This is a genomic window from Sphingopyxis sp. H050, from assembly GCF_001468265.1.
Lineage (GTDB): Bacteria > Pseudomonadota > Alphaproteobacteria > Sphingomonadales > Sphingomonadaceae > Sphingopyxis.
The window spans coordinates 395,735-422,049 of sequence record NZ_LNRZ01000001.1 but is presented as its reverse complement, the minus strand read 5'-3'; the positions used below and the strand labels follow the sequence as shown (position 1 = coordinate 422,049).

Here is a 26,315-nt window from a genome sequence, read left to right as displayed (position 1 = left end):
TTGTGTGAGATACTCTTCTTTGCGCCTTCGCGCCTTTGCGTGAGGCCCTATTGTTTCCCGTCAGATCAGCACATCCACCGTGTGGATCAATACGCCCACCAAACCGCCGACCAGCGTGCCGTTGATGCGGATATATTGCAGGTCGTCGCCGACGGCACTTTCCAGCCGGTCGGTGATCGTCTTGGCGTCCCAGCCGCGGATCGTGTCCGAGACCAGCTTCAGCGCGGTCTCGCCATAGCTGTCGACCATGCCGACGACCGCACGGCGCGCGTAGCGGTTGAGCGTGCGCTTGATGCCTTCGTCCTCGCCGAGCATCGTGCCGAACTGCGTGATCAGCTCGCCAAGCTGACCCGCCAGCATCGTGTCGGGATCGCGCGCGGCCTTCAGGAGCGCGCTGCGCCCCTGTTCCCACAGGCCGTCGAGCCAGCGCTTGACCGCCTTGTTCTCCAGCAGTTCGTCGCGGACCTTGGCGACCTTGGCCTTCACGTCGGGGTCATGCTGCAGGTCGAGCGCCATCTTGGCGAGACCTTCCTCGACGCGGATGCGCAAGGGGTGCGTTTCGTCGACCGCCATTTCGCTGAGCAGCTTGCTGAGCCCGGCGACGATCCGGTTCGAGATGCTTTCGTCGAGCCCGGTGAAGCGCACGATCGCGTTGCTGTTGTCGTGGACCATCTGGTGGATCAGATGCTCGTTGAGTTCGAGCGTCTTCGATCCCCATTTGACCATCGCGTCGAGCAAGGGCTGGTGGCGACCCTCGGCCAGCGCCGCCTGGAGCGCCTGACCGAGCAGGGGCGCGACATCGAGCTCGCGCAGACGGTCGGCGATCGCCGATTTGACCATGCCGCCCAGCCGCTGCTGGTCGAGCGCGCCGAGCCCGTCGGCGATGATCCGCGACGCCCCGAGTTTCAGCCGTCCGCCGCCCTCGGCCGGCTGCGAGAGGAATTTACCGACGGCGCCCGCGACGTCGACCGTTTGCATCTTGCGCGCGATCAGCCGCGGCAGCAGAAAATTGGTGAGCAGGAAGCGCGCGAGCGTGTCGCCGATGCGGTTCTTGTTGCGCGGCACGATCGCCGTGTGCGGGATCGGCAGCCCCATGGGGTGGCGGAACAGCGCAGTGACCGCGAACCAGTCGGCCAGCCCGCCAACCATCGCCGCCTCGGCAAAGGCGCGGACGAAGCCGACCGCCGGATGGACATCCTGGAAATATTTGGCGCTGATGAAGACGATCGCCATGACGACGAGCAAGCCCGTCGCGACGACGCGGATATTCGAGCCCTTCGCCGGAATCGCGACGCCAATCGGCCGGGAGAGCGCATGGTCGGTCATGCGAACCAAATGGCGAAATGCCGCAAAGGTTGCAACCGGCGCAGTCGTTTACCGCGCCGGCTGCGATCCCTCATTCGGCCGGTTCGGGCGCGGGCGCGCTGTGCGGCTTGGTATCGTCGCCCTTGCGATAGGTCAGCAGGTTCATCGAGAAGAAGCGGCCGAGGCGCTTTTCAATGCTGTCGGCGAGGCTGAAGCCGGCTGGAACGATCAGCAGCGTGAGCATCGTCGACAGCGTGAGGCCGCCGATCACGACCACGCCCATCGGCGCGCGCCACGCACCGTCGCCCGACAGCGACAGCGCGGTCGGCACCATGCCGGCCACCATCGCAACCGTCGTCATGACGATGGGCTGCGCGCGCTTGCGGCCGGCATCGAGCAGCGCCTCCATCTTGCTGACGCCTTGGTCCATCTCCTCGATGGCGAAATCGACCAGCAGGATCGAGTTCTTGGCCACGATGCCGAGCAGCATCAGCAGGCCGATATAGACCGGCATTGAGACTTCCATGCCGGCGATCCACAAGCCGAGCAGCCCGCCGAGCGGCGCGAGCAGCAGCGACGACATGTTGACGAGCGGCGACAGGAAGCGGCGATAGAGCAGCACCAGCGTCGAGAAGACGAGCATCAAGCCCGAGATCACGGCGATCAGGAAGTTCATCGCCAGTTCGGCCTGCCACTTCGCATCGCCCTGAATCACCCGGCGTACGCCCTGCGGCATATTCTTGACCGCGGGCAGCGCGTCGATCTTCTTCTGTGCATCGCCCGTGACCAGTCCCGGCGCCAGATCGGCGCCGATCACGATGCGGCGGGTCTGATTGTAACGGCGAAGCTCGGTCGGACCCGCGCCAAAGCCGATCTCCGCGACCGATTTCAGCGGGACGGTCGTCCCACGCGAGGTGGGCACCGGCAGATTCTCGATGGTGGCAAGGGCGCGGCGCGAATCTTCGGACAGCAAGACACGGATCGGAATCTGGCGATCGGACAGCGAAAATTTCGCTGCATTCTGATCGATGTCGCCGATCGTCGCGATACGGATCGTCTGGCTCAGCGCAGCGGTCGTGACGCCCAGCTCCGCAGCGAGATCGAGGCGCGGCTTCACGATGATTTCCGGGCGCGGAATGTCACCCTCGATCCGCGGCGAGCGCAATTCCTTGAGCTTGCCCATCTGGCTGACGATCGTCATCGCATGCTTTTCGAGCAGCGCCGGATCGTCGCCGCCGATCACCATGGTGATGTCGCGGCCGGAGAAGCCACCCGACTGGCTCTGGAACGACACGCGCGCGTCGGGAATGGCCGCCATCTTGGGCTGAAGGCTGCGCTCCCATTCGACGCTGCTGATTTCGCGTTTCTTCTTCAGCGTGATGTAGACGCTGCCGCCGCCGACATTGACGTCGTAGAAGGCGTTTTCGACCGTGCTGTTCGCATCGAGGATCGCATTGATCTGGTTCGAGATATGCTCGCTCTGCGCCAGCGTCGAACCCGGCGGCAGTTCATAGCGGACCTGGCTATAGTCGCTGTTGGTCGTCGGCTGAAACTGCTGGGGCAGCGTCATGAACAGCACGATGCTCGCGGCAAAGGCGACAACGCCGATGCCGACGATCCAGACGCGATGGTCGAACAGGCGCGCATAGGCGCGCTGCGCAATCGACTTTGCCCAATGGGTGAACGCCCATTGGCGCAGGCCAAGCGCATAAGCGAGCGCACCGACGATGACTTGCAGCAGCGCGACGAGCAGATACGCCGCGATCACCGAGATCGGCGTAAGCAGCAGAAAATGCAGCGCAGCGTTAGGAGCATCCTGGCCGACCGGCACCGGCTTGAAATAGCTCGCGATCATAAACAGCCCGGCCAGGGCGGCCGAAACAAGCGGGACGATTAGAAACATCGGGCGCGTCGGTATCAGTTCATAGCCCGCCCGCTTCGCCTGATGCTTCGAATTGTCGAGCGTCCACGCGAGGATACGCTCGTAGCGGTCGACCCACGGACCCGAGGCGTGATCCTGTTCGCCCTGCGCCGACAGAAAATAGGCAGCGATCATCGGCGTAATCATGCGCGCGACCGCCAGGCTGACGAGCACCGCGAAGACCACGGTCATCCCGAACTGGATGAAGAACTGACCCGACACCCCCGGCATCAGGGCGACGGGGAGGAAGACGGCGACGATGGACATCGTCGTCGCCACGACGGCAAGGCCGATCTCGTCGGCGGCGTCGATCGACGCCTGATAGGCGGTCTTGCCCATGCGCATATGCCGGACGATATTCTCGATCTCCACGATCGCGTCATCGACGAGCACGCCTGCGACGAGGCTGAGCGCGAGCAGCGACAGGCCGTTGAGCGAAAAGCCCATCATTTCCATGAACCAGAAGGTCGGGATCGCCGACAACGGGATCGCGAGCGCGCTGATCAGCGTCGCGCGCCAGTCGCGCAGGAACAGGAAGACGACGACGACGGCGAGCACCGCGCCCTCGATCATCGCGGCCATCGAGCTGCGGTATTGCTCCTTGGTATATTCGGTGCGCGTGAAGAGGATCTTGAAATCGACCTTGGGGTTGTTCTTCTTGATCTCTTCCAGCTTCTTCATTGTCTCGTCATGGACGGTGACGTCGGACGCGCCCTTTGCCTTTTCGATCGAAAAGCTGAGCACCTGACGGCCCTTGATCTTCGCAAGGTTGCGCTGTTCGGCATAGCCGTCGGTCACCGTCGCGATGTCCGACAGGCGGATCGTGCGGCCGTTGCCGATCGAAATGCGCGAGTCGCCCAGCGCGAAGGCATTGGCGGCGTTGCCGAGCACGCGGACGGCCTGCTCGGACCCCGCGATTTCGGTGCGGCCGCCCGCAGCATTGACGTTGGTCTGGCGAAGCTGCTGGTTCACCTGGCTTGCAGTCAGGCCATAGCTTTGCATGCGCGCCGGATCGAGGATCACGCGAATCTCACGGTCGACGCCGCCCGAGCGGCGCACCTGGCTCATGCCGGGGATCGACAGCAGATCCTTCGCGACGGTGTTGTCGACAAACCACGACAATTGCTCGAGCGTCATGTCGCTCGTCTCGACCGCGAAATAGGTGATCGGGCCGCCGGCGATATCGACGCGGACGACCTGCGGCTCGAGGATGCCGTCGGGCAGGTCGCTGCGGATCTGCTGCACCGCCTGGTTGACGTCGTTATAGGCGCGGTCGATCGGGGTGCCGATGGCGAACTGCACCATCGTGCGGCTGTTGCCTTCGCCGATATAGGACGACATTTCATCGACGCCGCTGACGCCGCGCACCGCGGCCTCGACGCGCTGCGTCACCTGCGTTTCAAGCTCGGTCGGCGCGGCGCCCGGCTGGGAGACGATGACCTGCACCGCCGGGAATTCAACGTCGGGATTGTCGTTGACGTCCATCCGGTTGAAGCTGACGACACCGGCCAGCAGCAGCAGCACGAACAGGACGATCGGCGGCACCGGATTGCGGATGCACCAGGCGGAGATGTTGCGAAAGCTCATGATTCAAACGCCTTTTGTGCGCGTGCTGACCGTATGCGGTTCGTTACTGCGACGATTTCTGGACCACCGGCTTCACCTTTTCGCCGGGGTTGAGGAAAGCGCCCGCAAGCACCACGACCTTTTCGTTGCCGGTCAGGCCCGAGGCGATCGACACGCCGCCATCGGTCACCGTTCCGACCTTCACCGGCACGCGCTGGATCACATTTTTGCTGTCGACGACGAGGACATAATTTCCGGCAGTGCCGTCGCTCTGGACCGCGCTTTCGGGAAGCAGCGGCGCCTGTTCGGTGCCCGAGACGAGCCGCGCGTCGGCAAAGCCGCCGGGGCGCAGCGCCGCGCTGTACGGGACCGCAATGCGAACCGTGCCCTGGCGCGTCTCCAGGTTCACGATCGGCGCGACCTGCCACACCTGACCCGCGATCTGCAGGCTGGTGCCGACGGGCGTCACCGTCGCGCGGGTGCCGACCTTTATCCGCTGCAGATCGGCCTCGGACATTTGCGCGAGCATCTCCATCTCGCCGCCTTTCGCCATGCGGAACAGCACGCCGCTGCCCGCGCCGACCACCTGTCCCGGCTCGACCTGGCGCGTCAGCACCAGGCCCGCCGCCGGCGCGACGATGTTCAGGCGGCTGTTGCGCGCCGTCGCCTCGCCATATTGGGCCTGCGCCACGCGGACCCGGGCGTTCGCGGCGTCGCGCGTCGCGCGCTTGCGATCCATGTCGGCTTTCGAGATGAAGCCGCGGCCGACCAGCGCCTGCGCGCGTTCGAGCTCGGCCTGCGCCAGATCGGCGTCGGCCTGCGCGACCTTGATCGAGGCGGCAAGGCTCGCCGCCTGCTGCGACTGCACCGAGCGGTCGATGATCGCGAGCGTCTGCCCGGCACCGACCCACTGGCCGGGCTCGACGAGCACGCGGACCACCTGGCCGCCCTCGCCGGCGATGCCGACGGGCATTTCACGGCGCGCGGCGATGGTGCCGTTCGCGGCAATGGCCGTCTGCACCGACACGCGGCCGGGGACCATGACGGTCACGCTGGGTATATTCTGTGCGCCCGGCCCCCCGGCTGCCGCCGCCGGATCGTCGGCGGCCCTGTGGGTGAAGGCATACCAGACGCCGATCAGGATGACGGCGATCAGGACGACGGCGGCGATCGTGAACATCCGCTTCCGGCGATTGTCCTGATCTTCGTAAAAGCTTTGGGTCCCCGCCAGGCTGTCCATCGAATCCACTTTCCGCTCGTAGTTCACGCCAAATTCCTCATCCGCCGCCCCGCGGCGGCCGGAACCGCGATCGCCCTCAAGCGACCCGCCCCCAATCCACGCAGCGAAACAAACCCTTCGAAGGTGTATTATCTTATTACATCACCATAGGCAAGGCTTGAAACAACAGTTGCCGCCCGACGCCTCGGCGCGCGCCTCTTAGGCAGATTGGGCTGTGAATTCCAGTGCTTGGCGCAAGAAAAAGGGGCGGCCGGTCGATCCCGGTCGCCCCTTTTGCGGCCATCCGTCCGGATCGGACGAAATGGCGATGCCGGTCAGCGCACCCTGCCGCGCCGGACGAGGTTGACGATCGCGAGCAGGATGATCGCGCCGAGAAACGCCGTCAGCAAGGTCATCGGGTCGAACGCGTCGCCGCGGAGATGGCCGCCGCCGAGGAACCGGCCAAGCAGGAAACGCCCGAGGATCGAGCCGATACAGCCGACGATGATGTTGAGGAAAATGCCCTGCTGGGCATCGGTCCGCATCACGATGCTGGCGAGCCAGCCGATGACGCCGCCCATGACGATAGCGATAATGAAATCAATCATATTGAGACCCCCTACGATCCTTATGATGCCCGACGCTGCAGGCGGGATGATGGTAACCTAAATCCTTGCAATTACCTAGCGAAATGGCCGCATCCATGGGGTGCGGCATGCCTCGCCGGATGCGCATATAATCGAGAATGGGGAAAAAGGTTCCCGGCCGGTCCCTGAGGACACGGCCGGGAGAGGAGGATCAGTTCCGGTCGGGGAACTGCTCCGGGTCGCAGGAACAGGCTTAAGCAGGGTTGTTTTACGGCGATGTGACGAAGGTCACAGGCGCGGCAATTTGTTGCGGGCGGGCAGAAGGCGGCGCGCAAACGAAATGGGGGCCGACATTGCTGCCAACCCCCACTATCCGGTTGTTGCTCCCGCGGGCCTCCGCTCCATGTCATCCCGGTTTACCGGCCCGAAGGCCTGCAACCCGCAAATGATACGTCGCGGCGCGCGCCGGATCAGTCCGGCGATGGTTTGGTCGGCCCCCTTTCGGGGGCCGGCCTCACCTGAAAGACCCTTCATCATCTCGTCCGTGCCTCTGCCGAAGCAGCTGCGCTTCCAAAGCGATGGACTGTCTTTCATATGCCCGGTCTGGTTCGCCTCAACTCGTGGGAATCGCTGCGTTCCGTGACCAGACTGTCGGTCGATTTCCTCGTAAATCCAGTCCGTTATCTTCTGGCTAGTCTTGCAACTACCCTTCGTGTCCCGGCGGCTTTTCGTCTCTGTCGTCCGATGATTTGAAGCTGTCACGAACCGTTTTCGCCGCCAACAAAAAATGCGCGAAAAATCCGCTGCCGGCTCCTGCGCTTGTGGATAACTCCGGCATTAGCAACAAGCGGATCCACTGCTGCATTTTTGTAACAAGCGCGCAGCATTTTCCAACGCGATTGCCGCGGTGCAGCAATCGAGTCCCGAAAACGACTCAGTCCGAAAATCCCCGACGCGGTCAGCGAGTCGCGACTCAGGCGCGGCCGAGATCGCCCTTGCCGACAGTCCCCGACGCCATTTCGAGCATCCGGTCGAGGCTCTTGCGGGCGGCGAGACGCAGCCCCTCGTCCATCTCGATCTGCGGTTTGAGGTCGCGGAGCGCCAAATAGAGCTTCTCCATCGTGTTGAGCGCCATGTACGGGCAGATGTTGCAGTTGCAGTTGCCGTCCGCGCCCGGCGCGCCGATGAAGGTCTTTTCGGGCAGCGCCAGCTCCATCTGGTGGATGATGTGCGGCTCGGTCGCGACGATCAGCGTGTCGCCGGGGAAGCTCTTGGCGAACTGCAGGATGCCGCTGGTCGATCCGACATAGTCGGCATGGTCGACGATATGCGGCGGGCATTCGGGGTGCGCCGCGACCGGCGCGCCCGGGTGCTGCGCCTTCAGCTTCAGCAGCTCGGTCTCGCTGAACGCCTCGTGCACGATGCAGACGCCCGGCCACAGCAGCATGTCGCGCCCGAACTTGCGGTTGAGATAGCCGCCGAGGTGCCGGTCGGGGCCAAAGATGATCTTCTGGCTCTCGGGGATCTGGCTGATGATCGTCTCGGCGCTCGACGAGGTGACGATGATGTCGCTGAGTGCCTTCACTGCCGCCGAGCAGTTGATGTAGGTCAGCGCGATATGATCGGGGTGCGCCGCGCGGAAGCGCGCGAACTGTTCCGGCGGACAGCTATCCTCGAGGCTGCAGCCCGCGTCCATGTCGGGCAGGATCACGGTCTTTTGCGGGCTCAGGATCTTCGCGGTCTCGGCCATGAACTTGACGCCGCAAAAGGCGATGACGTCGGCGTCGGTGTCGGCGGCCTTGCGCGAGAGCTCCAGCGAGTCGCCGACGAAATCGGCCAGGTCCTGAATCTCCGGCTTCTGGTAATAATGCGCGAGGATGACGGCGTTGCGCTCCTTGCGGAGGCGCTCGATTTCGGCGCGCAGGTCGAGGCCCGAGAGATTCTCGCGGACGGGAGCAGTCATGGCTTTATCCTTATATGGCCTTGCCTTGCGGGCCCTCTACACCGGGGTCCGCGGCAGGGCAATCGGCGCCGTCCTTACATGGTTGGCGGCGGCGCAAAGGCAAGGCCGTCGACGGCGGCGCCCGGATGACCCGAGGTAACGAACGCATAGATGGCGTCGCCGAGCGGTGAAAAGGCGATCAGATGCGCGATCAGGATCGGCGCGAGGATACCGAGGATACCCCACCACCACGCCGGATGCACCCGCCCCTCGCGCCTGAGGTCGCGCGCCATGCCGACGGCCGGCATGGCCAGTCCGCACAGGAGGGCAATGTCCCAGGCGTGCGCCCCGAGCAGCGGCATGGGCAGCAGCCGTCCGAACGCCGGCCCGAGGATCGACGCCATCGCGCACAGCTGAAGCCGCATATGCCAGTCGCGGCGCCGACGCATCTTGAGCGCGGCGGCAATCAGCACCGCGAAGCACAGGACGTTCACCGGATTGGCGATCAGGAAATGCTGCGGCTGAAAGAAGAAGGGTGCGGTCCCGCGCTGGATGACGTCGATGGTGATCCAGAAGCCGAGCAGGATCATCGCCAGCGTCCAGACCGCGGCCAATTGGCCCAGCCGTCGATGGAGTGCCGCCGAGCCGTTCGATGCGAACCAGCTTTGCGCCACGAAGATGCCGACCCAGGTCATGAAGATGAGGGCGTGGACATGGACCAGCGGGCGCGCCGCGAAGGTCGAGCGCCCCATCGCCCATTGCATCGAAAAGCCCGCGACGACGATGATCGCCATCGCCGCTGCGCTGCGAAAATAGAAACTGTCCTTGCCCGCCGCCGCGGATGATTCCTGCACCATGGTCGCCATCGGAACGCCCCTTTTGCCCCAATGCCGGCGAGACTATCGCAACGGCCGGGCTGCGGAAAGTCGTTTCACTCGGCGAAGCGCGCCGTCACGTTCGCGTCGATGCCGGCGGCCTTGAGTGGCATCGCGAAGCTCTGTTCGACCGCGTTGCGGGCGGCGGTGCGCGCGAGGCGCATCGGGGTCGCGCCCTTCGCCTGCTTGATGAGTTCTTCCTGCGCCGCCTTGCGGTTCGCGGCGTCGAGCGTCTTTTCCGCGTCGGTCAGCGTCAGCAGGATCACGCCGTCGCGATATTCGCTGATCGAGTCGAGGTCGATTTCGGGTCCGGCGAGGCGGAGCGGCGGCAAGGTGATGCCGAGCGAATTGGTCGCCGCGTCCCAGTCGAGATCGGATTGCTTCAGCTTCGCGAGGTCGAGTTCGTAGCGCACGGTGCCGGGCATGATCAGCGTCTTCTTTGCCTCAAGCCCGAGCCGCGACTGTGTCGAGGTGACGACCGCCACATAGCGCGCGGTAAAGGGGACGAGGACATTCTGCTCCTGCAAGCCCTGGAGGCTCGCGGCGACGACGGTCTCGGGATCATAGCCGCGCTGCCAGTCGCGCCACGCCCGCCAGCCGAGGAAGAGCGCCACGCCCAAGAGGACGAGGACCAGGATGCGGAACAGCGAACGGTTCATGCAAGGAGCCGCCATTCGTCGGCCGCGCGCGCAACCTGACCGCGCTGTTCGAGGTCGAGCAGATGCGCGAGCACCGAGCGGCCGGCGGCGCCGGTCAGGCGCGGGTCGAGTCCCTTGTACATATGCTTCACCATATCGGGGATGACGTGCGTGCCCTTTTCGAGTTCGCGCAGGATCTGGCGCTCGCGCTGCCTGCGATGCCCGAGCATGCCGCGGACGAGCTGGCGCGGCTTGGTCACCGCCGGCCCGTGCGCGGGATAATAAACGCGGTCGTCACGGTCGTAGAGCTTCGAGAGGCTCGCCATATAGGCCGCCATGTCGCCGTCTGGCGGGCTGACGACGCTGGTCGACCAAGCCATGACATGATCGCCGGTGAAGAGCGCGCCGCTTTCGACAAGCCCGAAGCAGAGGTGGTTCGAGGTGTGGCCGGGCGTCGCAACGGCTTCGAGCGTCCAGCCGTCGCCCGACAGACGCTCGCCGTCGGCGAGCACGCGGTCGGGGGCATAGTCGGGGTCGAACGCCGAGTCCGCGCGCGGGCCGTCATCGCGAAGCGCGAGCGGGGCGCAGCCGATGATCGGCGCGCCGGTCGCTTCCTTGAGCGGCGCGGCGGCCGGCGAATGGTCGCGGTGGGTGTGGGTGCACAGGATGGCTGCGACGCGCTGGCCTTCCACGGCGCGCAGGATCGCGTCGACATGGCCCTGCCCGTTCGCGTCAGGCGGATCGCCGATGCTCATGCCGCTGCCCGTCGGGCCGGGGTCGATCACCGCGACGTCGCTGCCCGCGCCGACGATCCAGGTCTGGGTGCCGGTGAAGGTATAGGGCGACGGGTTCGGCGCGAGGACGCGGCGGACGAGCGGCTCATGCCGTTCGCAATCGCCGGCGCGGATCGTGTCGGGCCAAGGCTTTTCTTCGCTCATGCCCCTGCATGTGGCATCGCCGCCGCCAAAGGAAAAGGGCGGACGCGAAAAAGGGAGCGGTCATGAAACCGCTCCCTTTCCCCGCCCCTGCCGCCAGCCCCACCGGGGAATGGGGGCCGGCCAGGTAGCTCTTGGCCCGTCAGTTGCCCGCTTTTTCGAGGTCGGCGATCGCCTTGTCGAGGTCGGCGGCGACCTTCGCGCGCATCTCGTCCGACAGGCCCTGCGCCGTGCGGCCCTTGTCGAATCCCTCGCGCGCCTTCTTGAGCGCCGAGAGCCGCGCCGCCTTGGTTTCGGCAGTATCGCCGCAGCGGATCATGTAGATGTGCTCGCGCTTGTTGCCGTCGACCTCTTCGCGGTTGACGATCGGCGCGGGCTTCGATCCGTCGCCGCACTTGCCCATCACCATCGCCTTGCCATCGGGCGACTTCCACGCGCCATGGGGCATAATCGCCATCGGCGGCAGAGGCGCCATCGGGGGCATCGGCGCCATGACGGTGCGAATGCGCTCGCGGCGCTTCGCCTCCAGCTTGTCGGCGATCGCCTCCGCCTGCGCACCGGCGATGCCCTGTTCCTTCAGCGTCGCAATCACATCATCGCGCGACAGGCCGCCGGGGGTGCGGATTTCGATGCGCTTCATCTTCCCATCGGTGGGCGCGAACATCACCGCGGGGTGATCCTTGCCCTCACCCTCGCCGCTTTGACGGATGACGATGCGGCGGACTTCGCGCTTCTTGCCGTCCTTATCGGTGCCCGCATCGCCGTCGGCATGTTCGGTGAAGACCATGAAGCCGGGTGCTTCGGGTGCTTCGGGGGCAGCGGGCGCTTCGGGCGGCAGCGGCGCCTCGGGCGGCGCCGGCGGCTCGGCGATGTCGGCCTGCGCGCTCGCCGTCGCGGCGGGAATCAGCGTCGCGGTCGTCGTAAGCACCGCAAGCGTCGCCCCGCCGACCAGCAGCTTGCCGATCAGACCCCGCTTCTTTGAAATATCCTCCCTGGTCAGCATCGTCAGTCTCTCCTGCAGATTGTCATGGACCGCCATCGGCGCGGCGAGCGACAGGCGGGAGCCCACCGCCGCCTTGGCGATCGCGGTGGCGTAGCGCGCGGTCCGCAAATGGCGGGGCGCGGCGTCGGACATCGTCAGGACACGCGCGTCGCACGCCGCCTCCTGATCGAAACGGAAGGCACGGATCGCGCGCCAGGCAAAGGGGTTGAACCATTGCGACGCGAGCAGCAGCAGCGCGGCGGCATTCGCCCACAGGTCGCCGTGGCGATGGTGCGCCAGCTCGTGATCGATCGCCAGTGCGCGCTCCTCGGCGGCGTAGCGGGCGAAGAAATCATGCGGCACGGCGACGAAGCGGTTCCAGAGGCCGAAAGCGACCGGGCCGTCGACCATATCGGTCATCACCAGCCGAATCTTGCCGATCGGTTCCAGTTCGACCGCGGCGCCGAGCACCTCGCGGCGGAAGCGGCGGTGCGACAGCCAGGCCGCGACCAGCACGAAAGCGACCCCCGCCATCCAGATCGCAAAGATATAAGGCACAAGGTCTGCGAAGGACCAGAGCGGCCCGGCCGCGACCGGCGCATCGGCCAGCGCGTCGACCGGCACCAGGAACACCGCCTCGCTGGCGGGCTGCGCCGCGGCGACCGGCACCGCATCGGCGAAGGGCAGCGGCGGCAGGAACAGCCGCAACGCCGGCACGAGCCAGAGCATATAGGTGAGCTGCGGGCCGAAATGGCGCGCAAAGGGCTTGCGGATCAAAAGGACCGCGAGGACGAGGGCCGCGGTGGTGACCATCGTGTCACCCCAGACCTGCAGGACCATGGCGGCGCTCATGACTTGAGCTTCCGGAGCAGGGCCTCGATTTCGGCAATGTCGCTGTCCGATAAGGCTTCACGCTCAGCAAGATGCGCGATCAGCGGGCTGACGCGGCCGCCGAAGAGGCGGTCGACGAAGCGCTGCGATTCCTCACCGACGGCGTCGGCGCGTTCGACCGCTGGGCTGTAGAGATAGCGGCGGCCATCGGCCTCGGCCGTAACCGCGCCCTTCTGGACGAGCCGTGCAAGCAGCGTCTTCACCGTCGCCTGCGTCCAGCCGTTGATCTTGCCGATGCGCTGGGTCAGGTCGGCGGCGGTCTGCGGGGCTTTCTCCCACAGGGCCGACAGCACCTGCATCTCCGAGTCGCTTGCTCTTTCCGCCATGCCGGAAACCCCTCCCATCGGCGCTGATCTGCAATACGACTACAAATGTAGTCAATCGGCTGAACGCTTCCTGAACGAAAATGAACCGGCGGATGTCGGGAATTTTGACAGGGCGCAGGAGCGGTAAGGAATTGCTAACCAGCGTCTCCCGCCAAAATCCCCGAAGCCGGCAAATTGGCACGCGGCTTGTATAGTATCAGATGTTCCCGAGTGTTCCGCTCAATGGAGCGGTGGGGGACATCAGTCTGGTCCCTGATGTCCCCTGCCCCCACTCCGGAAATCCCCACTTGCCCCCGATGCAAACGGGGGGCGGAGCGGCCGAAAGGCCCCGCCCCCCGGATGCTTTTCCATGCGACGGAAAACAAAAAGGGACGGGCTGCGAAGGCAGCCCGCCCAGATATCGGCCGTCGCGGTGAGCGCGACGGCCGCCCCATCTATCGGTTATTCGGCGGACTGCGCCTGCGCGTCCTGCTGCTGCTCGGCGGCGTTCTTGAGCTGGCCCTTGGTCATGCCCGTGACGAGCACATCGCCCGACCCGGCGAAGTTCGCCGCCGGAAGCGTCGCGACGCGGTTGCCGACCTCGACCGTCACCGCCTGCACGACACCGCGGCCGGTCTGGCGCAGCTCCTGGACATAGCCGATCACCTTACCGCGCGGGTCGGTGACGGGCATGCCGGGGGCAACGGCGAACATGCCGTTACCGCTGGCGGCACCGCTGCCCGCGGCCGCAAGCTGGCCGAGGCTGCCCTGAAAGCTGCCCGCGGCCGAACCCGCGCCGCTCGCGGTCCCTGAAACGCCCGACAGCGTGCCGCCGGCCTGATCACGGACCTTGCCCACCGCGCCGCGCGCAGTCCCAGCGACGGTCGAGGCGCTGTCGCGGGCGGCGCCGATGGCGCCGCGGGCGGTCTGACCGACGGCGTCGGTGCCGACCAGCTGGGCGTCGAGGCTGCCGTTGCCCGAGGCGCTGCCCGAACCATTGGCGCTGCCGCCGATCGTGTTGCCGATCAGATTGCCGTTGCCGTCCAGCGAGCCGCGGCCGCTGGCATCAGCGCCGCCCTTGCCCTGCACGCGGCCCGAGCGCCGATCGACGCTCGCGTCGCCGCGACCCGAACCGGCGATGTCGCCGGTCGAACCGATGGTGCTGCCAATCGGACCGGTGGGGTTGCCGAGCGTCCCGCCCAGCGTACCGCCGAGGTTGCCGCCAAGCCCGCCGCTGCCGCCGAGTAGCTGCGCCGAGGCCGGAGCCGAGAAAGCCATGGCCGACGCAGCGAGCGCGATGGCCGAGATGAAAATACGATTTGCCATTTGTCCTACTCCTGAATGTGCGGCCCGGAGGGGGTGGGCCTGAGGAGAGAACGAGGGCGCGTTCGATTTTCTTCCGAAAAAATTTGTGCGCGCCCGGCGATACGTCCCTTCGTCATCCCGGCGAAGGGACGTTCAGCGGCCGCCGCAGGTGCCGCAAATCAGGCCGTGGCCGTAAAGCTTGTCGCGGCCCTTCTTGCCGAGATCGCGCGCCTCCATCACCATCGCGGCGACCGCCGGGCCGATGCGGTCGATGCCCGGGGCCGGGTAACGGAGCGCGAGGCGTCCGGCGACGAGCGGGGCGGCGAAGGACGTCCCGCGCAGCCGCTCACTCGACGCGGCGCCGGTCGCGGCGAGCACGGCGTCGCCCGGCGCCGCGAAATCGACATGGAGCGCTCGCCCCGCCTCGGGAAGCACGCGATCCTTGGCGTCGACGCCGGTCACCGCAAAGACCCCGCGGTAGGAGGCCGGATAGGCGGGCGGCGCCGCTGGTCCGTCGTTGCCGACCGCCGCGACGACCAGCATGCCGCGCTGCTGCGCGCGCTGGATCGCCGCCGCGAGCAGCTTGTTGTCGGGGCCCACCAAGCTGATCGTCGTCACCGCGACGCCGCCTTGGGCGAGCCAGCCGAGCGCGCGCGCGATTGCGCTGGCGTTGCCGCCCGCGGGATCGCTGCCATAGACATCGGCCGCGCGTAGACGCTGCCCCGGCGCGCTGCCGCGGACCGCGCCGTTGCCGATCAGCAGCGACGCGACCGCCGTGCCGTGCTTGCTGGCCGCGGGCGCCCCCCTGGCGAAGCCGCGCTGCTCGACCCGGCCACCGAGCGACGGGTGCGCCGCGACGCCGCCGTCGATCAGGCCGAGCGATGCCGCGCCACCTGCCGAGGGCGCCGCGAGCGCGGCACCGGACAACGCGCCGCCGGGTCCGCTGGCGAAATAGATATTGTCGACATCGACCTCGGCGGCCGGGAGCAGTTTCGCGAGCTGTTTGCGCGCGCGGGCGAGGCTGCGCCCCTCGGGCACGCGGAAGCGCGCGATATCGAGGTCGAGCCCCTCGACATGTTCGCGGTCGATCAGCGCAAAGCCCTGTTTCGCCGCGCTCGCCACCATCGCGTCGTCGATGCCGGTCGCGACGAGGACGCCGCGCACCGCGGGCTCGCCGCGCTCGTCGAGCTCGATGCTGTCGCGATGGCCACGGACGAGCGCGGCGATACGGTTGAGACGGACGTCGGCGAGCGTATCGGCAACGGTGATCAGCGGATCGGCGCCCACGCTCGGCAGCGGCGGGATCGTTCGCGCCGCATCGGGCAGCTGCACCGGCGGCAGCGCGACCTGCGCCGAGACCTTCTGCCCGATCCCGACTGAAATCAGGAGCAGACTCGCAATCAGCAACAGGATGGCGGTTACTCGCATCATTGACCCTCATACGCGGCGGCCGCGAAGCCGATGCAGAAAAATTTATCACGATGCGGAAGAAACGATAGAAGCGCATCGTTTCTTCCTGCGAACGGCGAGAAAAGGCGACGATGCGCTTCGAAGAGGAACTGATCGAACTGCTGCCCCGGCTGCGCCGTTTTGCGCGCGGGCTGGCGCGCGACGCCAACGATGCCGACGATTTGTGCCAGGCGGCGATCGAACGCGCGTTGAAGTCGCGCGATCAGTGGCAACAAGGAACGAGACTGGATAGCTGGATGTACCGCATTACCCGCAACCTCTGGATCGACGATCGCCGGGCCGCGACCCGGCGCGGCATCCATGCGCCGATCGACGACGCCGTCACCCAGATCGCGGGCGACGGCGCGGCCGAAGTCGAGGCGGGAACGCTGCGCGGCGACGTCGACGGCGCGATGGCGCGGCTACCCGACGAACAGCGCGAAGTGGTGATGCTGGTCCTCGTCGAGGGCTATGCCTATCGCGAGGCGGCCGAGATACTGGAGGTGCCGATCGGCACTGTGACCTCGCGCCTCGCACGCGGACGCGAGACGTTGATGAATTTGCTGGGAGAAGCGGCATGAGTTTCGATCCCGCCACCGTTGCCGCCTATGTGGATGGCGAGCTCGACGACCTGACCGCGCGCCGGATCGAGCGCGAGGCCGAAACCGACACCGCGCTCGCGGCCGAGATCGTGCGGCACCGGGCGCTGAAAGCGCAGCTTGCGGCCCATTTCGCACCGATCGCCGAGGAGCCCGTTCCCGAACGGCTGCGCGCGCTGCTGGCGACCCGCGAAACGGTCGACACGAGCCTTGCCGCGCGGCGCGAAGCGAAACGGTGGCGGCTCGACGCCACCCACTGGGGCGCGATGGCCGCGGCGCTTGTGCTGGGCATTACGGTCGGCACGCGGCCTTGGGCGCCGACGCCGAACGTCGCGACGTCGAACGGAACGCTGATCGCCGCCGGGCCGCTGGCCGAGGCGCTCGACACACAGCTGGCGTCGAATCAGCCGGCCGGCGCCGATGTCCGGATCGGGCTCAGCTTTGCAGACAAGGACGGCCGCTTCTGCCGCAGCTTCGAGAGCGCGACCCTCGACGGCATCGGCTGCCGCAAGGAAGGTCGCTGGCAGCTCGAGCGGACGCTGCAGGGACAGGCGGGATCGGACTACCGGCAGGCGTCGTCGGGCGAGCTTGCAGCAGCCGCCTCCGCGATGATGGCGGGCGATCCGCTGGACGCCGACGCCGAGCGCGCGGCGCGCGACGGCGGGTGGCGCAAGAAGTAGGGCTTAGCGCTTATTCGGCGCGGGCGGGGATGCCGGTCACCAGCTGGTGAAGCTCGCCGGCTTCCCACATTTCCATCATGATGTCCGAGCCGCCGACAAATTCGCCCTTCACATAGAGCTGGGGAATCGTCGGCCAGTCGGAAAATTCCTTGATGCCCTGGCGAATTTCCATGTCCTGCAGCACGTCGACGGTGTCATATTCGATCCCCAGGCGGTCGAGCATTGCGATCGCGCGCGAGGAAAAGCCGCACTGCGGGAACAGCGGCGTGCCCTTCATGAACAGCAATACGGGGTGATCGGCGACCAGCTTGGCAATACGGTCGTGGGTGGCGGGATCGCTCATTGATTCAGTCTCCGGGGCGCGTCGCGCCGAAAAAGTTGGCTCAGTCCCTTATGAAGGAACGCCGGTCGTCAATTGCAAGGCATGAAGTTCGCCGCCCATGCGTCCGCCGAGCGCGGCGTAGACCGCCTTGTGCTGCGCAACGCGCGTCAGGCCGCGAAAGGATTCGCTGACGACATGCGCTGCATAATGGTCGTTGTCGCCCGCCAGATCGGTGATCGACACGCTGGCGTCCGGGAACGCCGCCTCGATCATGGCCTTCAGATCGGCCTGCTGCATGCCCATCGGATCGCCCCTCAGTTCTGGCTGTCCATGAACTGGCGGCGCGCCTCGGCGGTCTTGTCGTTCAGCACCGAGCGGATTTCGGCGTCGCTGATCTCGACCTGCGCCGCGGTGAGGTCGCCCGCGAGCTTGCGGATGACGTCTTCGTCGCCCGCTTCCTCGAAATCGGCCTGCACGACCGCCTTGGCATAGGCGTCGGTTTCCTCGGGCGTCAGCCCCATGCGCTCGGCCGCCCATTCGCCGACCAAGCGGTTGCGGCGCGCGATGATGCGGAACTGCACTTCCTGATCGCGCGCATATTGCGCTTCAAAGGCTCGTTCACGATCGTCGAATGCGCTCATTTTTAGTCCTTGCCGGAAAATAGGGGTTCGCAGTCCAGATAGGTCGCTGTGCCAAAGCGCGCAAGGCGCTGTGCCGCTGATCACTTCCCTTTTTCAAATGATGGGTTTAGGGTCCGCCCCGACGGGAATGGGTCGTACCGCAGCATTGAAGACTGCGCCTTGCCGCCGACAGTTGCGGACATGGCGCCTTGAAGCTTGCTTTGGGGGATTTGGTGATGACCGCTCGACGTCCGTTTTTCGTGCCGATTCTGGCGGCGCTGGCTCTTGCCGCGCCCGGAGTCGCACAGGCACAGGCCAGCGACCCCACGCTCCGCGACAGCTTCTCGATCGGCGACCAGGGCGGTTCGCTCTGCGAAGTGCAGGCGACGGTCCGCGATTCCGTCATCAAGGGGATGTTCGACCGCGCCTGGCTGATCGTGTGCCGCGACGCCAGCCAGCCGGTGGGCTATGTCCGCATGCTGCGCGCCAGTCCCGAGGAGGCGCGCGCGCGAATCGACGCCGGCCGCACCGGCACGATCGTCTGCGCCGACGGCGCTTGCACCGTGAAGGACAGCAATGTCGCCTGGACGACGCGCGTCGAGGGCGCCGGCGACGTGACTTACGCGGCCGAAGGCTTCGAGGCCTATGGCGACGCGCTGACCATAGCGCTCGCTTCGATCAAGCAGCGCAAGGTCGTGCCCGGCGTGATCAAGGTCGCAACGACCTCGGTCGGCGGCAACGACGGCTTCGCCCGCACGCTCGCCGGCACCATCGACGTCGACAAGGCGCTGGCCGAGGGATACCGGCGCAACCACAGCGGCGACTATGCCGAAGCCGCCGAATTCTTCGAGGCGCTGTCGCGCCGCGCGCTCGACGAGCAGGCGGCCGCCGACCTCGACCCGACGGAATTCACCCTGAACCGTGCGCTCCAGCGCTCGAACCTCGGCGAGTTTGCGGAAGCCGAGCGACTGTTCGGCGAAGTCGAGGCGATCCCGACCAGCGATCCGGTCCAGCTGCGCCTCCGCCGCAATTTCCGCGCGATCCACGCGCTGAACCAGCGCGACTATGACGGCGCGGCGGCGCTGCTCCAGACGCCGATCCCGCCGTTGTCGAACGCGGTGACGGTCGAGGACGGCGCGGTGACGTTGACGCCGGAAATCGCCGCGGGCGTCAACAGCGGCGCCAACGCGCGCGCAGTGCGCCAGACCGGCGACCGCGAGCGGCTGACGCCGCTGGAGCGCGCCCAGATCATCGACGCACAGGCGGTGCATCTGCTCGGCACGGTCGAACGGCTGCGCGGGAATGCGGCGGCAGCAAAGACGGCGCAGCTCAAGGGGCTTGGCGACGCGCTTGCGGTCCGCGAAGGGCGCGTGACCTCGATCGTCCGGCTGCGTTCGCAGATGCTGGGCGAACTCGCGCTCGCCGAAGAGGCGCTCGGCAACGAGGCTGCAGCGGACGCGCGCTTCCTCGAATCGATCAACGCGCTGTCGGTCGAATATCCCGAGACCAACGCCCTCGCCTCGGCGCGCGCGCGCTATGCCGCGTTTCTGACGCGGCATAGACAGGACGACAAGGCGCTGGCCATCTACAAGGAGGTTGTCACCGCGCTTGCCGCGTCGCAGCGATCGACCACCGGCATGGCCAATATGATGGCGCCCTATTACAAGCTGCTCGCAAGCCGCAGCGCGGCCGACGCGTCGGCGGTCGGCGACTTCTTCGTCGCCAGCCAGTTGCAGGTCCGTCCCGGCGTCGCCGACACGCAGGCGGTGCTCGCGCGCGAACTGTCGGCAGGCAGCGACGACGGGGCGCGGCTGTTCCGTCAGGCGACGACGCTGAACCGCGACATCGAGCGCGCGCGGATCGAGGACGCCCGCCTCGCGCAGCTGCCGGTCACGCCCGAAATCAATGCGTTACGCGCCGACCTGAAGACCCAGCTCGACAATCTGTCCTTCCAGCAGGCCGAGACGGTCGCGAAGCTGTCGGCTTATCCGCAATATCGCGTCGTCGCACCGGGCAAGCTCGACCTCGCCGAGCTGCAACAGGTGCTGAAGCCCGACGAGGCCTATCTGAAGATGCTCGTCGTCGGCGATGCCGTCTACGCCATGATGATCGGCAACCAGGACGCGCAGCTCTGGCGTACCGATATCAGCACGCAGGGGCTGGAGAATGCGGTCGATGCAATCCGCGCGACGATCTCGGTGGTCGAGAATGGCCGCCGCGTGACCTATCCCTTCGACGCGGCCACCGCGCGCCAGCTTTACACGCAGCTGTTCGCGCCGGTTGCCGACCGGCTGCCGCGCGTGTCGCACCTGATCTTCGAGCCGGACGGTGCGATGCTGCGGCTGCCGGTCAACCTGCTGATCACCTCCGACACCGGCCTCGCCGCCTATGAGGAGCGGCTGACCGATCCCAATGCCGACGCGTTCGACATGCGCCAGATCGCCTGGCTCGGCCGCACGACGCGCCCGAGCACCGCGGTATCGGCGCTGTCCTTCCGCAACGCCCGCCAAGCCCCGCCTTCGGACGCGGCGCGCCAATATTTCGGGCTGGGCCAGAATTTGCCGGTCGTCGGCGGCGTCCTGCCCTCGACCGGGACGCGCGGCGCGGCATCGGGCAGCGCCATCGACGGCAGCTGCCAATGGGACGTCAGCCAGTGGAGCCGGCCGATCTCGGCGACCGAGCTGGTGACCGCCACCCGCACAATGAGCCGCGACACGACGACCATTCTGACCGGCGGCGCTTTCACCGACACTGCGGTCAAGAACCGCGGCGACCTGTCCGATTATCGCATCATCCATTTCGCGACGCACGGCCTGGTCACCGCACCCCGGCCTTCTTGCCCCGCACGCCCGGCGCTGGTCACCTCGTTCGGCGATCAGGATTCGGACGGCCTCCTGACCTTCCAGGAAATTTTCGACCTCAAGATCAACGCCGACCTCGTCATCCTGTCGGCGTGCGACACCGCGGGCGCGGCTTCGGTCGCAGCGACGCGCGAAGCGGGCGTCGCGAGCGGCGGCGGCAACGCGCTCGACGGGCTCGTCCGCAGCTTCATCGGCGCCGGCGGCCGCTCGGTCGTCGCGAGCCACTGGCCGGCCCCCGACGATTTCGACGCGACGACGCGCCTTATCGGCGGCCTCTTCGCAGCCCCGCAGGGCGAGAGCGTCGCCGATGCGCTGTGGCAGACGCAGATGGTGCTGATGAACGACAAGCAGACCTCGCACCCCTATTATTGGGCGGGTTTCGCGATCATCGGCGACGGCGCCCAGCCACTGCTGCGCGCGACGACGACCGCCGCGGCGGACGGACAGGCAGCAGGCCGCGCGGCCCGCTGACGAAACCCGGACCCTGATGGCCAGCCAGACGATCGATACAGCGACGGCAGACGCACGGCCGGCGGCCGTGCCGCTGCGCAAGCGCATCCGCCGGCTGGTCATGCAGCTGGGCCCGTCGCGCATGGCGGCGACGATCCTGTTCCTGATCGTCGCGACATTGTTTGCGCGCTTCAGCTGGCAGATGCCGCTGGTCGGCGATGCCGAACGTGCGCTGTATGACGCGCGTTCGATGGTGATGGCGCCGCATGTCCCGCAGGACAAGCGCATCGTCATGGTCACTTATAATGACGAGACGCTCTTCAACACCGGCATCCGCTCGCCGCTCGACCGCACGGTGCTGACCAACGCGCTCGCCAATCTCGACCAGATGGGCGCGAAGGCAATCGGGATCGACATATTGTTCGACTCGCCGCGCCCCGACGACGATGCGCTGAAGGCGCAGTTGCGCGCGATGAAGACCCCGACCTGGATCGCCTATATCGAGCAGTCGAGCAATCCGAACACCATCTTCTTCGAACAGCAGAAGTTCCTTGCCGCCTATCTGGCGGACGTCACCACCGACAAGACGAAGCCGACCAGCGTGCGTTTCCGCACCGATGCCGACAGCGTGATCCGCAACTGGCCCGACCGGCCGAAGGGCCTGCCGCCGCTGATGGCGAACGCGATGGCGCCGGTCGATGCGAGCCACGCCGATTACCAGGGCAACATCCGTTTCCTGGTCCCCGCGCGCGCCGCCGCGGGCCAGGAGGAACCGGTGTTCGCGAACATCCCCATCGACACCTTCGCCATGCCGATGGACGACGAGATGCGCGCCGGTTTTTCCGAGCTGATCAAGGACCGCTATGTCCTGATCGGCGGCGACATCATCGATACCGATCAGTTCAACATCCCGTCGAGCCGCTTCGTCGACCCCACCACCGGCCAGCACGAGACGATGATCGGGCTGGAAGTCCATGCGAGCATGCTGGCGCAGCAGCTGGACAAGGACTGGTCGCAGCGGCTGCCAGGGCCGGCGCTCTGGATCCTGGCGCTGCTCGTCGTCCTTGCGGGCGGGTTGACCGCGCTGATCGACATGCGCGCGCGCTGGGTCGCGGTGGCGTTCCTCGGGCAGATGGCCTTCTTCGTCGCCTTTCCCTTCTGGCTGCAGGGCAATGGCGTCGACACCACGACCCTCCCCGCCTTCGGCTGGGCGCTCGGCTGGCTGCTCGGCTATGCCGCGGTCGGCACCGCAGCGCGCACCATCGGGTCGCGCCAGCGCGCCTTCGCGCAGTCGGCGCTCGGCAAATATCTGCCCGCCGACGTGGCCGCCCAGATCATGCGCGACCCCGATCAGTTGTCGCTGCACGGTGAGCGTCGCAACATTTACTGCGTCTTCACCGACCTCGAAGGCTTCACAAAACTCAGCCATGCGACAACGCCGGAAACAGTGGCGCGCCTCCTCAACGAATATCTCGACCGGCTGTCCGACGTTGTGCTCGAGCATGGCGGGACGATCGACAAATTCGTCGGCGACGCGATCGTCGCCTTCTGGGGCGCGCCGCTGAGCCGGCCCGACGACGGCGAGCGGGCGGCAGCCGCCGCCATCGCCATGAACCAGGTCGGCGAACAATTCCGTACCGACTTGAGGGCCGAGGACGTCCCGCCGATCGGCATGACGCGCGTCGGGCTGCACGTCGGCGACGCGATCGTCGGCAATTTCGGCGGTGAGGACCGTATTCAATATACCGCGCTCGGCGACAGCATGAACACCGCCTCGCGGCTCGAATCGGCGAACAAGAGCCTGAAGACCGCGGTGCTGATCTCCGCCGAAGCCGCGGTGAAGTCGGGCCGGGATGATCTGGTGCCAATGGGCCGCGTCACGCTGCGCGGCCGCGCTCAACCTGTCGACGTCTTCACCCCGCGCCCCGACCTGTCGGCGCAGCAGCGCGCGCGTATCGCAGACCTTGTTGCTGCGCACGCCGCAGGTGATAAAAATGCCTATGTGACCTGCGCCACAGCGCTGGCCGAAGAATTCGGTCAGGAACCAGCCATCATGTTCCTGATAGAACGCTTGAACGAGACGAAAAAAGGAGAAAGCTATGTCCTTTCCTGAAAAGTCGATCCGCCGGATGGGGCTGACCGCCGCGGCCGCGATCATGGCGCTGGCCGTCGCCGGCACTGCCGCCGCGCAGTCGATGGTCGTCCGCTCGACCGGGCCCTCGGCCGGCAAATATCCGACCGGCACCAAATTGAAGTCGACCGATAAGCTCACCCTTGCGTCGGGCGACAAGGTCATCCTGATGCAAGGCGGCAAGACCCGCACGCTGTCGGGGCCGGGCACATTCGGCGCGACCGGGGTAATCCAGGCGAGCAGCTCGATGGGCACCACGGTCACGCGCATGTTGTCGCCCAGCCCCATGCGGCCGCGCGGGGGGGCCACCCGCGGCGACCTGCCCGAACCGGCGCCGAGCGAGATGCGCGCACCGAACGTCTGGCTGCTCGATTATCGCGAAAGCGGCACCTTCTGCGTCGCCAACCCCGCGACATTGATGCTGTGGCGCCCGAACATGGAAGGCGACACCGCGCTGGAGATCGAAAGCGGTGGCAAGAAAGCGACGGTGGCGATCGTCGACGGCGCCAATTTCCGCAAATGGCCGACCGACCAGGTGCCGCTGCAATATGGCGTCGACTATCGCTTGTCGGGCGCGGGCCTGTCGAAGCCGGTGACCGTGCGCTTCGCCGAAATGGGCGCGATCCCCGACACGGTCGAAGGGTCGGTGGACATGCTGATGGCCAAGGGCTGCACGCCGCAGCTCAACCGCCTGGCCGAGGCGATGTCCGAAGCCGAGACAGCGGGTGGTTAACGGAAACGGGTTGGCATTGAACCGTTTCGGACCATCTGTTAACAACTGAACAAAATCAGTCGCAACCAAGCGGCAAGTCCTTTCCTTGGGTCGAAAATTCGCACTGCTGCGCCAGCGGCAGAGCCTGCAGAATTGTTGCGTTTCGTAGGTTGCGAACGCATGCGAACACAAGGGGTGGTGATGACCGACAAGGGGTATGTGGACACGATGGGAATCGCGGTGCCGAAAGGCGGAGCGATTCGGCGGGCGCTGGCCTGCTCGGCCGGGCTGATCGCCGCCGCGATACCCCTGACCGCACAGGCGCAGGTGGTGCCGACCCGAGAAGAAATCCAGCGCCCGAACCTGCCCCCTGCCTCCCCTCCGGGGGAACAGGTCGTCACAAGCGACGATGCCATCGAGCGCGCGCCCTGCCCGCTCGCCAATCCCGAATTCGCGAATGTTCGCGTCACTGTCCGCGGCGTGCGGTTCTCGCCCGTCGAGGGGATCGATACCTCGATGCTCGACGCCAGCTGGTCGGACAAGGTCGGCCAGGATCTGCCGATCGCCGTCGTCTGCGACATCCGCGATCGGGCCGCGACGATGCTGCGCAGCAAGGGCTATCTCGCCGCCGTCCGCGTGCCGCCGCAGACGATCGGCGCCGACGGCATCGTCCAGCTCGACATTCTTTCGGCGCGCATGACGCGCATCGAGGTGCGCGGCGACGCCGGCGCGAACGAGCGCCTGCTGCAACGCTATCTCGCGCGTCTTGACGATCAGCCGGTGTTCAACATCATCGATGCCGAGCGCTACCTGCTGCTGGCGCGCGACATTCCGGGACTCGACGCGCGCCTGACCCTGCGCCCCGGCGCGGTGCCGGGCGAAGTCGTCGGCGAAGTCACCGTCGTCCGCACGCCGGTGCTGTTCGACGCCAATATCCAGAATTTCGGGTCGAAGGACGTCGGCCGCTGGGGCGGGGTCGCGCGGGTGCGCTTTGCCGGGCTGACGGGCATGGGCGACCTGACCACGGCGAGCTTCTATACGACGCCCGATTTCGATGAGCAGAATGTTCTGCAGCTGGCGCACGAGTTTCGCATCGGCGGCGAAGGCCTGCGCCTCGGCGCCAGCTACACCTATGCCTGGACGCGTCCCGATATCGCCAATTTCCCGGTGAAATCGACGACGCAAATCGTCAGCCTGTTCGCCTCCTATCCGCTGGTGCTGACGCAGGCGCGGCGGCTTTCGGTCGGCGGCGGGCTCGACATCATCGATCAGGACATCGGGCTCGGCGGCGTGCCGCTCAACCGCGACCGCATCCGCGTCTTCAACCTGCGCGCCGATGCGAGCTGGGTCGACCCGGCCTCGATCGGGGGCAAGGGCGGATTCAGCCCATCCGAACCGCGCTGGAGCATTGCGACATCGCTCGAGGCGCGGCAGGGCGTGAATTTCCTCGGCGCGAGCGACGATTGCGGTCCCGGCGGCGCGACCTGTTTCCTGCCCGGCGCGATCCCGCTGACGCGCATCGAGGCCAAGCCCGACGCGTTTCTCGTGCGGGCGCAAGCGCAGATCGAATGGCGGCCGCACAAGCTGTTCACGCTCGCGATCTCACCCCGCGGCCAATGGGCGAGCGATCCGCTCGTCGCCTATGAGGAGTTTTCGGGCGGCAACTTCACCGTGGGGCGCGGGTTCGATCCCGGCACGATCATCGGCGACAGCGGCGTCGGTGTGTCGAGCGAGCTGCGCTACGGCTCGTTCGTCCCCGCGAACACCAAGGCCTTCGCGCTCCAGCCCTTTGCCTTCTTCGACGCGGCATGGGTGTGGAACAAGGACACGGCCTTCAACGGGCTCAACCCGCAGAAGCTCTACTCGGCGGGCGGCGGCCTGCGCATCGCCTATGGCGCGCTGGCACGGCTCGACCTGACCGTCGCCGCGCCGCTCAACCGCGCGGGTTTCCTGGCCCAGAAGCCCGACCCCCGCTTCCTGGTTTCGTTTACGACCCAGTTCGGCGTGAAGGCGCGCTGAT

The 26,315-nt window shown here is 66.6% G+C and carries 21 protein-coding genes; 6 read left to right on the top strand and 15 right to left on the bottom strand.

The annotated features are described in order from the left end of the window. Positions 1-60: 60 nt before the first annotated feature. The 12 genes from ATE67_RS01860 to ATE67_RS01805 form a co-directional block, all read right to left on the bottom strand. Complete coding sequence (locus ATE67_RS01860) at positions 61-1,326, bottom strand: DUF445 domain-containing protein (RefSeq protein ID WP_058814986.1); 1,266 nt, start codon at positions 1,324-1,326, stop codon at positions 61-63. 70 nt (positions 1,327-1,396) lie between these two features. Next, the gene (locus ATE67_RS01855) at positions 1,397-4,813 is read right to left on the bottom strand and encodes an efflux RND transporter permease subunit (protein WP_058814985.1); all 3,417 of its coding nucleotides are present in this window, start codon (positions 4,811-4,813) and stop codon (positions 1,397-1,399) included. A 43-nt stretch (positions 4,814-4,856) separates the two neighbouring features. Further along, positions 4,857-6,032 carry an efflux RND transporter periplasmic adaptor subunit gene (locus ATE67_RS01850; RefSeq protein ID WP_156416877.1) on the bottom strand — a complete coding sequence of 392 codons (1,176 nt, stop codon included), beginning with the start codon at positions 6,030-6,032 and terminating at the stop codon, positions 4,857-4,859. Between the two features lie 314 nt (positions 6,033-6,346). After that, positions 6,347-6,619: a GlsB/YeaQ/YmgE family stress response membrane protein gene (locus tag ATE67_RS01845; protein WP_082660138.1), complete on the bottom strand. Its 273-nt coding sequence runs from the start codon at positions 6,617-6,619 to the stop codon at positions 6,347-6,349. Positions 6,620-7,571: 952 nt separating this feature from the next. Further along, positions 7,572-8,561 carry a quinolinate synthase NadA gene (gene nadA / locus ATE67_RS01840; RefSeq protein WP_058814983.1) on the bottom strand — a complete coding sequence of 330 codons (990 nt, stop codon included), beginning with the start codon at positions 8,559-8,561 and terminating at the stop codon, positions 7,572-7,574. A 74-nt stretch (positions 8,562-8,635) separates the two neighbouring features. Continuing rightward, positions 8,636-9,406 carry a hypothetical protein gene (locus tag ATE67_RS01835; RefSeq protein WP_231728006.1) on the bottom strand — a complete coding sequence of 257 codons (771 nt, stop codon included), beginning with the start codon at positions 9,404-9,406 and terminating at the stop codon, positions 8,636-8,638. 65 nt (positions 9,407-9,471) lie between these two features. Beyond that, on the bottom strand, positions 9,472-10,074 hold the full coding sequence (locus tag ATE67_RS01830) for a DUF4230 domain-containing protein (protein ID WP_058814982.1): 603 nt from the start codon (positions 10,072-10,074) through the stop codon (positions 9,472-9,474). Then, positions 10,071-10,991: an MBL fold metallo-hydrolase gene (locus tag ATE67_RS01825; RefSeq protein WP_058814981.1), complete on the bottom strand. Its 921-nt coding sequence runs from the start codon at positions 10,989-10,991 to the stop codon at positions 10,071-10,073. The genes ATE67_RS01830 and ATE67_RS01825 overlap by 4 nt, the downstream gene beginning before the upstream one ends. Before the next feature lie 139 nt (positions 10,992-11,130). Beyond that, positions 11,131-12,822 carry a M56 family metallopeptidase gene (locus ATE67_RS01820; protein WP_058814980.1) on the bottom strand — a complete coding sequence of 564 codons (1,692 nt, stop codon included), beginning with the start codon at positions 12,820-12,822 and terminating at the stop codon, positions 11,131-11,133. Next, positions 12,819-13,187: a BlaI/MecI/CopY family transcriptional regulator gene (locus tag ATE67_RS01815; protein WP_058814979.1), complete on the bottom strand. Its 369-nt coding sequence runs from the start codon at positions 13,185-13,187 to the stop codon at positions 12,819-12,821. The genes ATE67_RS01820 and ATE67_RS01815 overlap by 4 nt, the downstream gene beginning before the upstream one ends. Before the next feature lie 441 nt (positions 13,188-13,628). After that, the gene (locus ATE67_RS01810) at positions 13,629-14,492 is read right to left on the bottom strand and encodes a hypothetical protein (protein WP_058814978.1); all 864 of its coding nucleotides are present in this window, start codon (positions 14,490-14,492) and stop codon (positions 13,629-13,631) included. Positions 14,493-14,624: 132 nt separating this feature from the next. Continuing rightward, positions 14,625-15,899: a S8 family serine peptidase gene (locus ATE67_RS01805; RefSeq protein WP_231728005.1), complete on the bottom strand. Its 1,275-nt coding sequence runs from the start codon at positions 15,897-15,899 to the stop codon at positions 14,625-14,627. 113 nt (positions 15,900-16,012) lie between these two features. Between ATE67_RS01805 and ATE67_RS01800 the strand changes: the two genes are divergently transcribed. Together ATE67_RS01800 and ATE67_RS01795 are read left to right on the top strand one after the other, a co-directional pair. Continuing rightward, positions 16,013-16,501, top strand: coding sequence for an RNA polymerase sigma factor (locus ATE67_RS01800; protein ID WP_058814976.1), 489 nt, complete (start codon positions 16,013-16,015; stop codon positions 16,499-16,501). Then, positions 16,498-17,199, top strand: coding sequence for an anti-sigma factor family protein (locus tag ATE67_RS01795; RefSeq protein ID WP_058814975.1), 702 nt, complete (start codon positions 16,498-16,500; stop codon positions 17,197-17,199). The genes ATE67_RS01800 and ATE67_RS01795 overlap by 4 nt, the downstream gene beginning before the upstream one ends. A 10-nt stretch (positions 17,200-17,209) precedes the next feature. On the opposite strand, the gene grxD is transcribed toward ATE67_RS01795, so the two are convergent. The 3 genes from grxD to ATE67_RS01780 are packed head-to-tail and all read right to left on the bottom strand — an operon-like array spanning position 17,210 to position 18,162. Continuing rightward, positions 17,210-17,542, bottom strand: coding sequence for a Grx4 family monothiol glutaredoxin (grxD, locus tag ATE67_RS01790; protein ID WP_058814974.1), 333 nt, complete (start codon positions 17,540-17,542; stop codon positions 17,210-17,212). Between the two features lie 48 nt (positions 17,543-17,590). Next, the gene (locus ATE67_RS01785) at positions 17,591-17,824 is read right to left on the bottom strand and encodes a BolA/IbaG family iron-sulfur metabolism protein (protein ID WP_058814973.1); all 234 of its coding nucleotides are present in this window, start codon (positions 17,822-17,824) and stop codon (positions 17,591-17,593) included. Between the two features lie 11 nt (positions 17,825-17,835). After that, positions 17,836-18,162, bottom strand: a complete 327-nt coding sequence (locus ATE67_RS01780; RefSeq protein WP_058814972.1) for a DUF1476 domain-containing protein — start codon at positions 18,160-18,162, stop codon at positions 17,836-17,838. 215 nt (positions 18,163-18,377) lie between these two features. Between ATE67_RS01780 and ATE67_RS01775 the strand changes: the two genes are divergently transcribed. From ATE67_RS01775 to ATE67_RS01760, 4 genes are all read left to right on the top strand, one after another. Further along, positions 18,378-21,473, top strand: a complete 3,096-nt coding sequence (locus ATE67_RS01775; protein WP_058814971.1) for a CHAT domain-containing protein — start codon at positions 18,378-18,380, stop codon at positions 21,471-21,473. 16 nt (positions 21,474-21,489) lie between these two features. Next, a complete protein-coding gene (locus tag ATE67_RS01770; RefSeq protein WP_058814970.1) occupies positions 21,490-23,565 on the top strand; it encodes an adenylate/guanylate cyclase domain-containing protein in 2,076 nt (691 codons plus the stop codon). After that, positions 23,552-24,316: a hypothetical protein gene (locus tag ATE67_RS01765; protein WP_058814969.1), complete on the top strand. Its 765-nt coding sequence runs from the start codon at positions 23,552-23,554 to the stop codon at positions 24,314-24,316. The genes ATE67_RS01770 and ATE67_RS01765 overlap by 14 nt, the downstream gene beginning before the upstream one ends. Before the next feature lie 180 nt (positions 24,317-24,496). Continuing rightward, positions 24,497-26,314, top strand: a complete 1,818-nt coding sequence (locus ATE67_RS01760) for a ShlB/FhaC/HecB family hemolysin secretion/activation protein (protein ID WP_058814968.1) — start codon at positions 24,497-24,499, stop codon at positions 26,312-26,314. Position 26,315 lies beyond the last annotated feature (1 nt).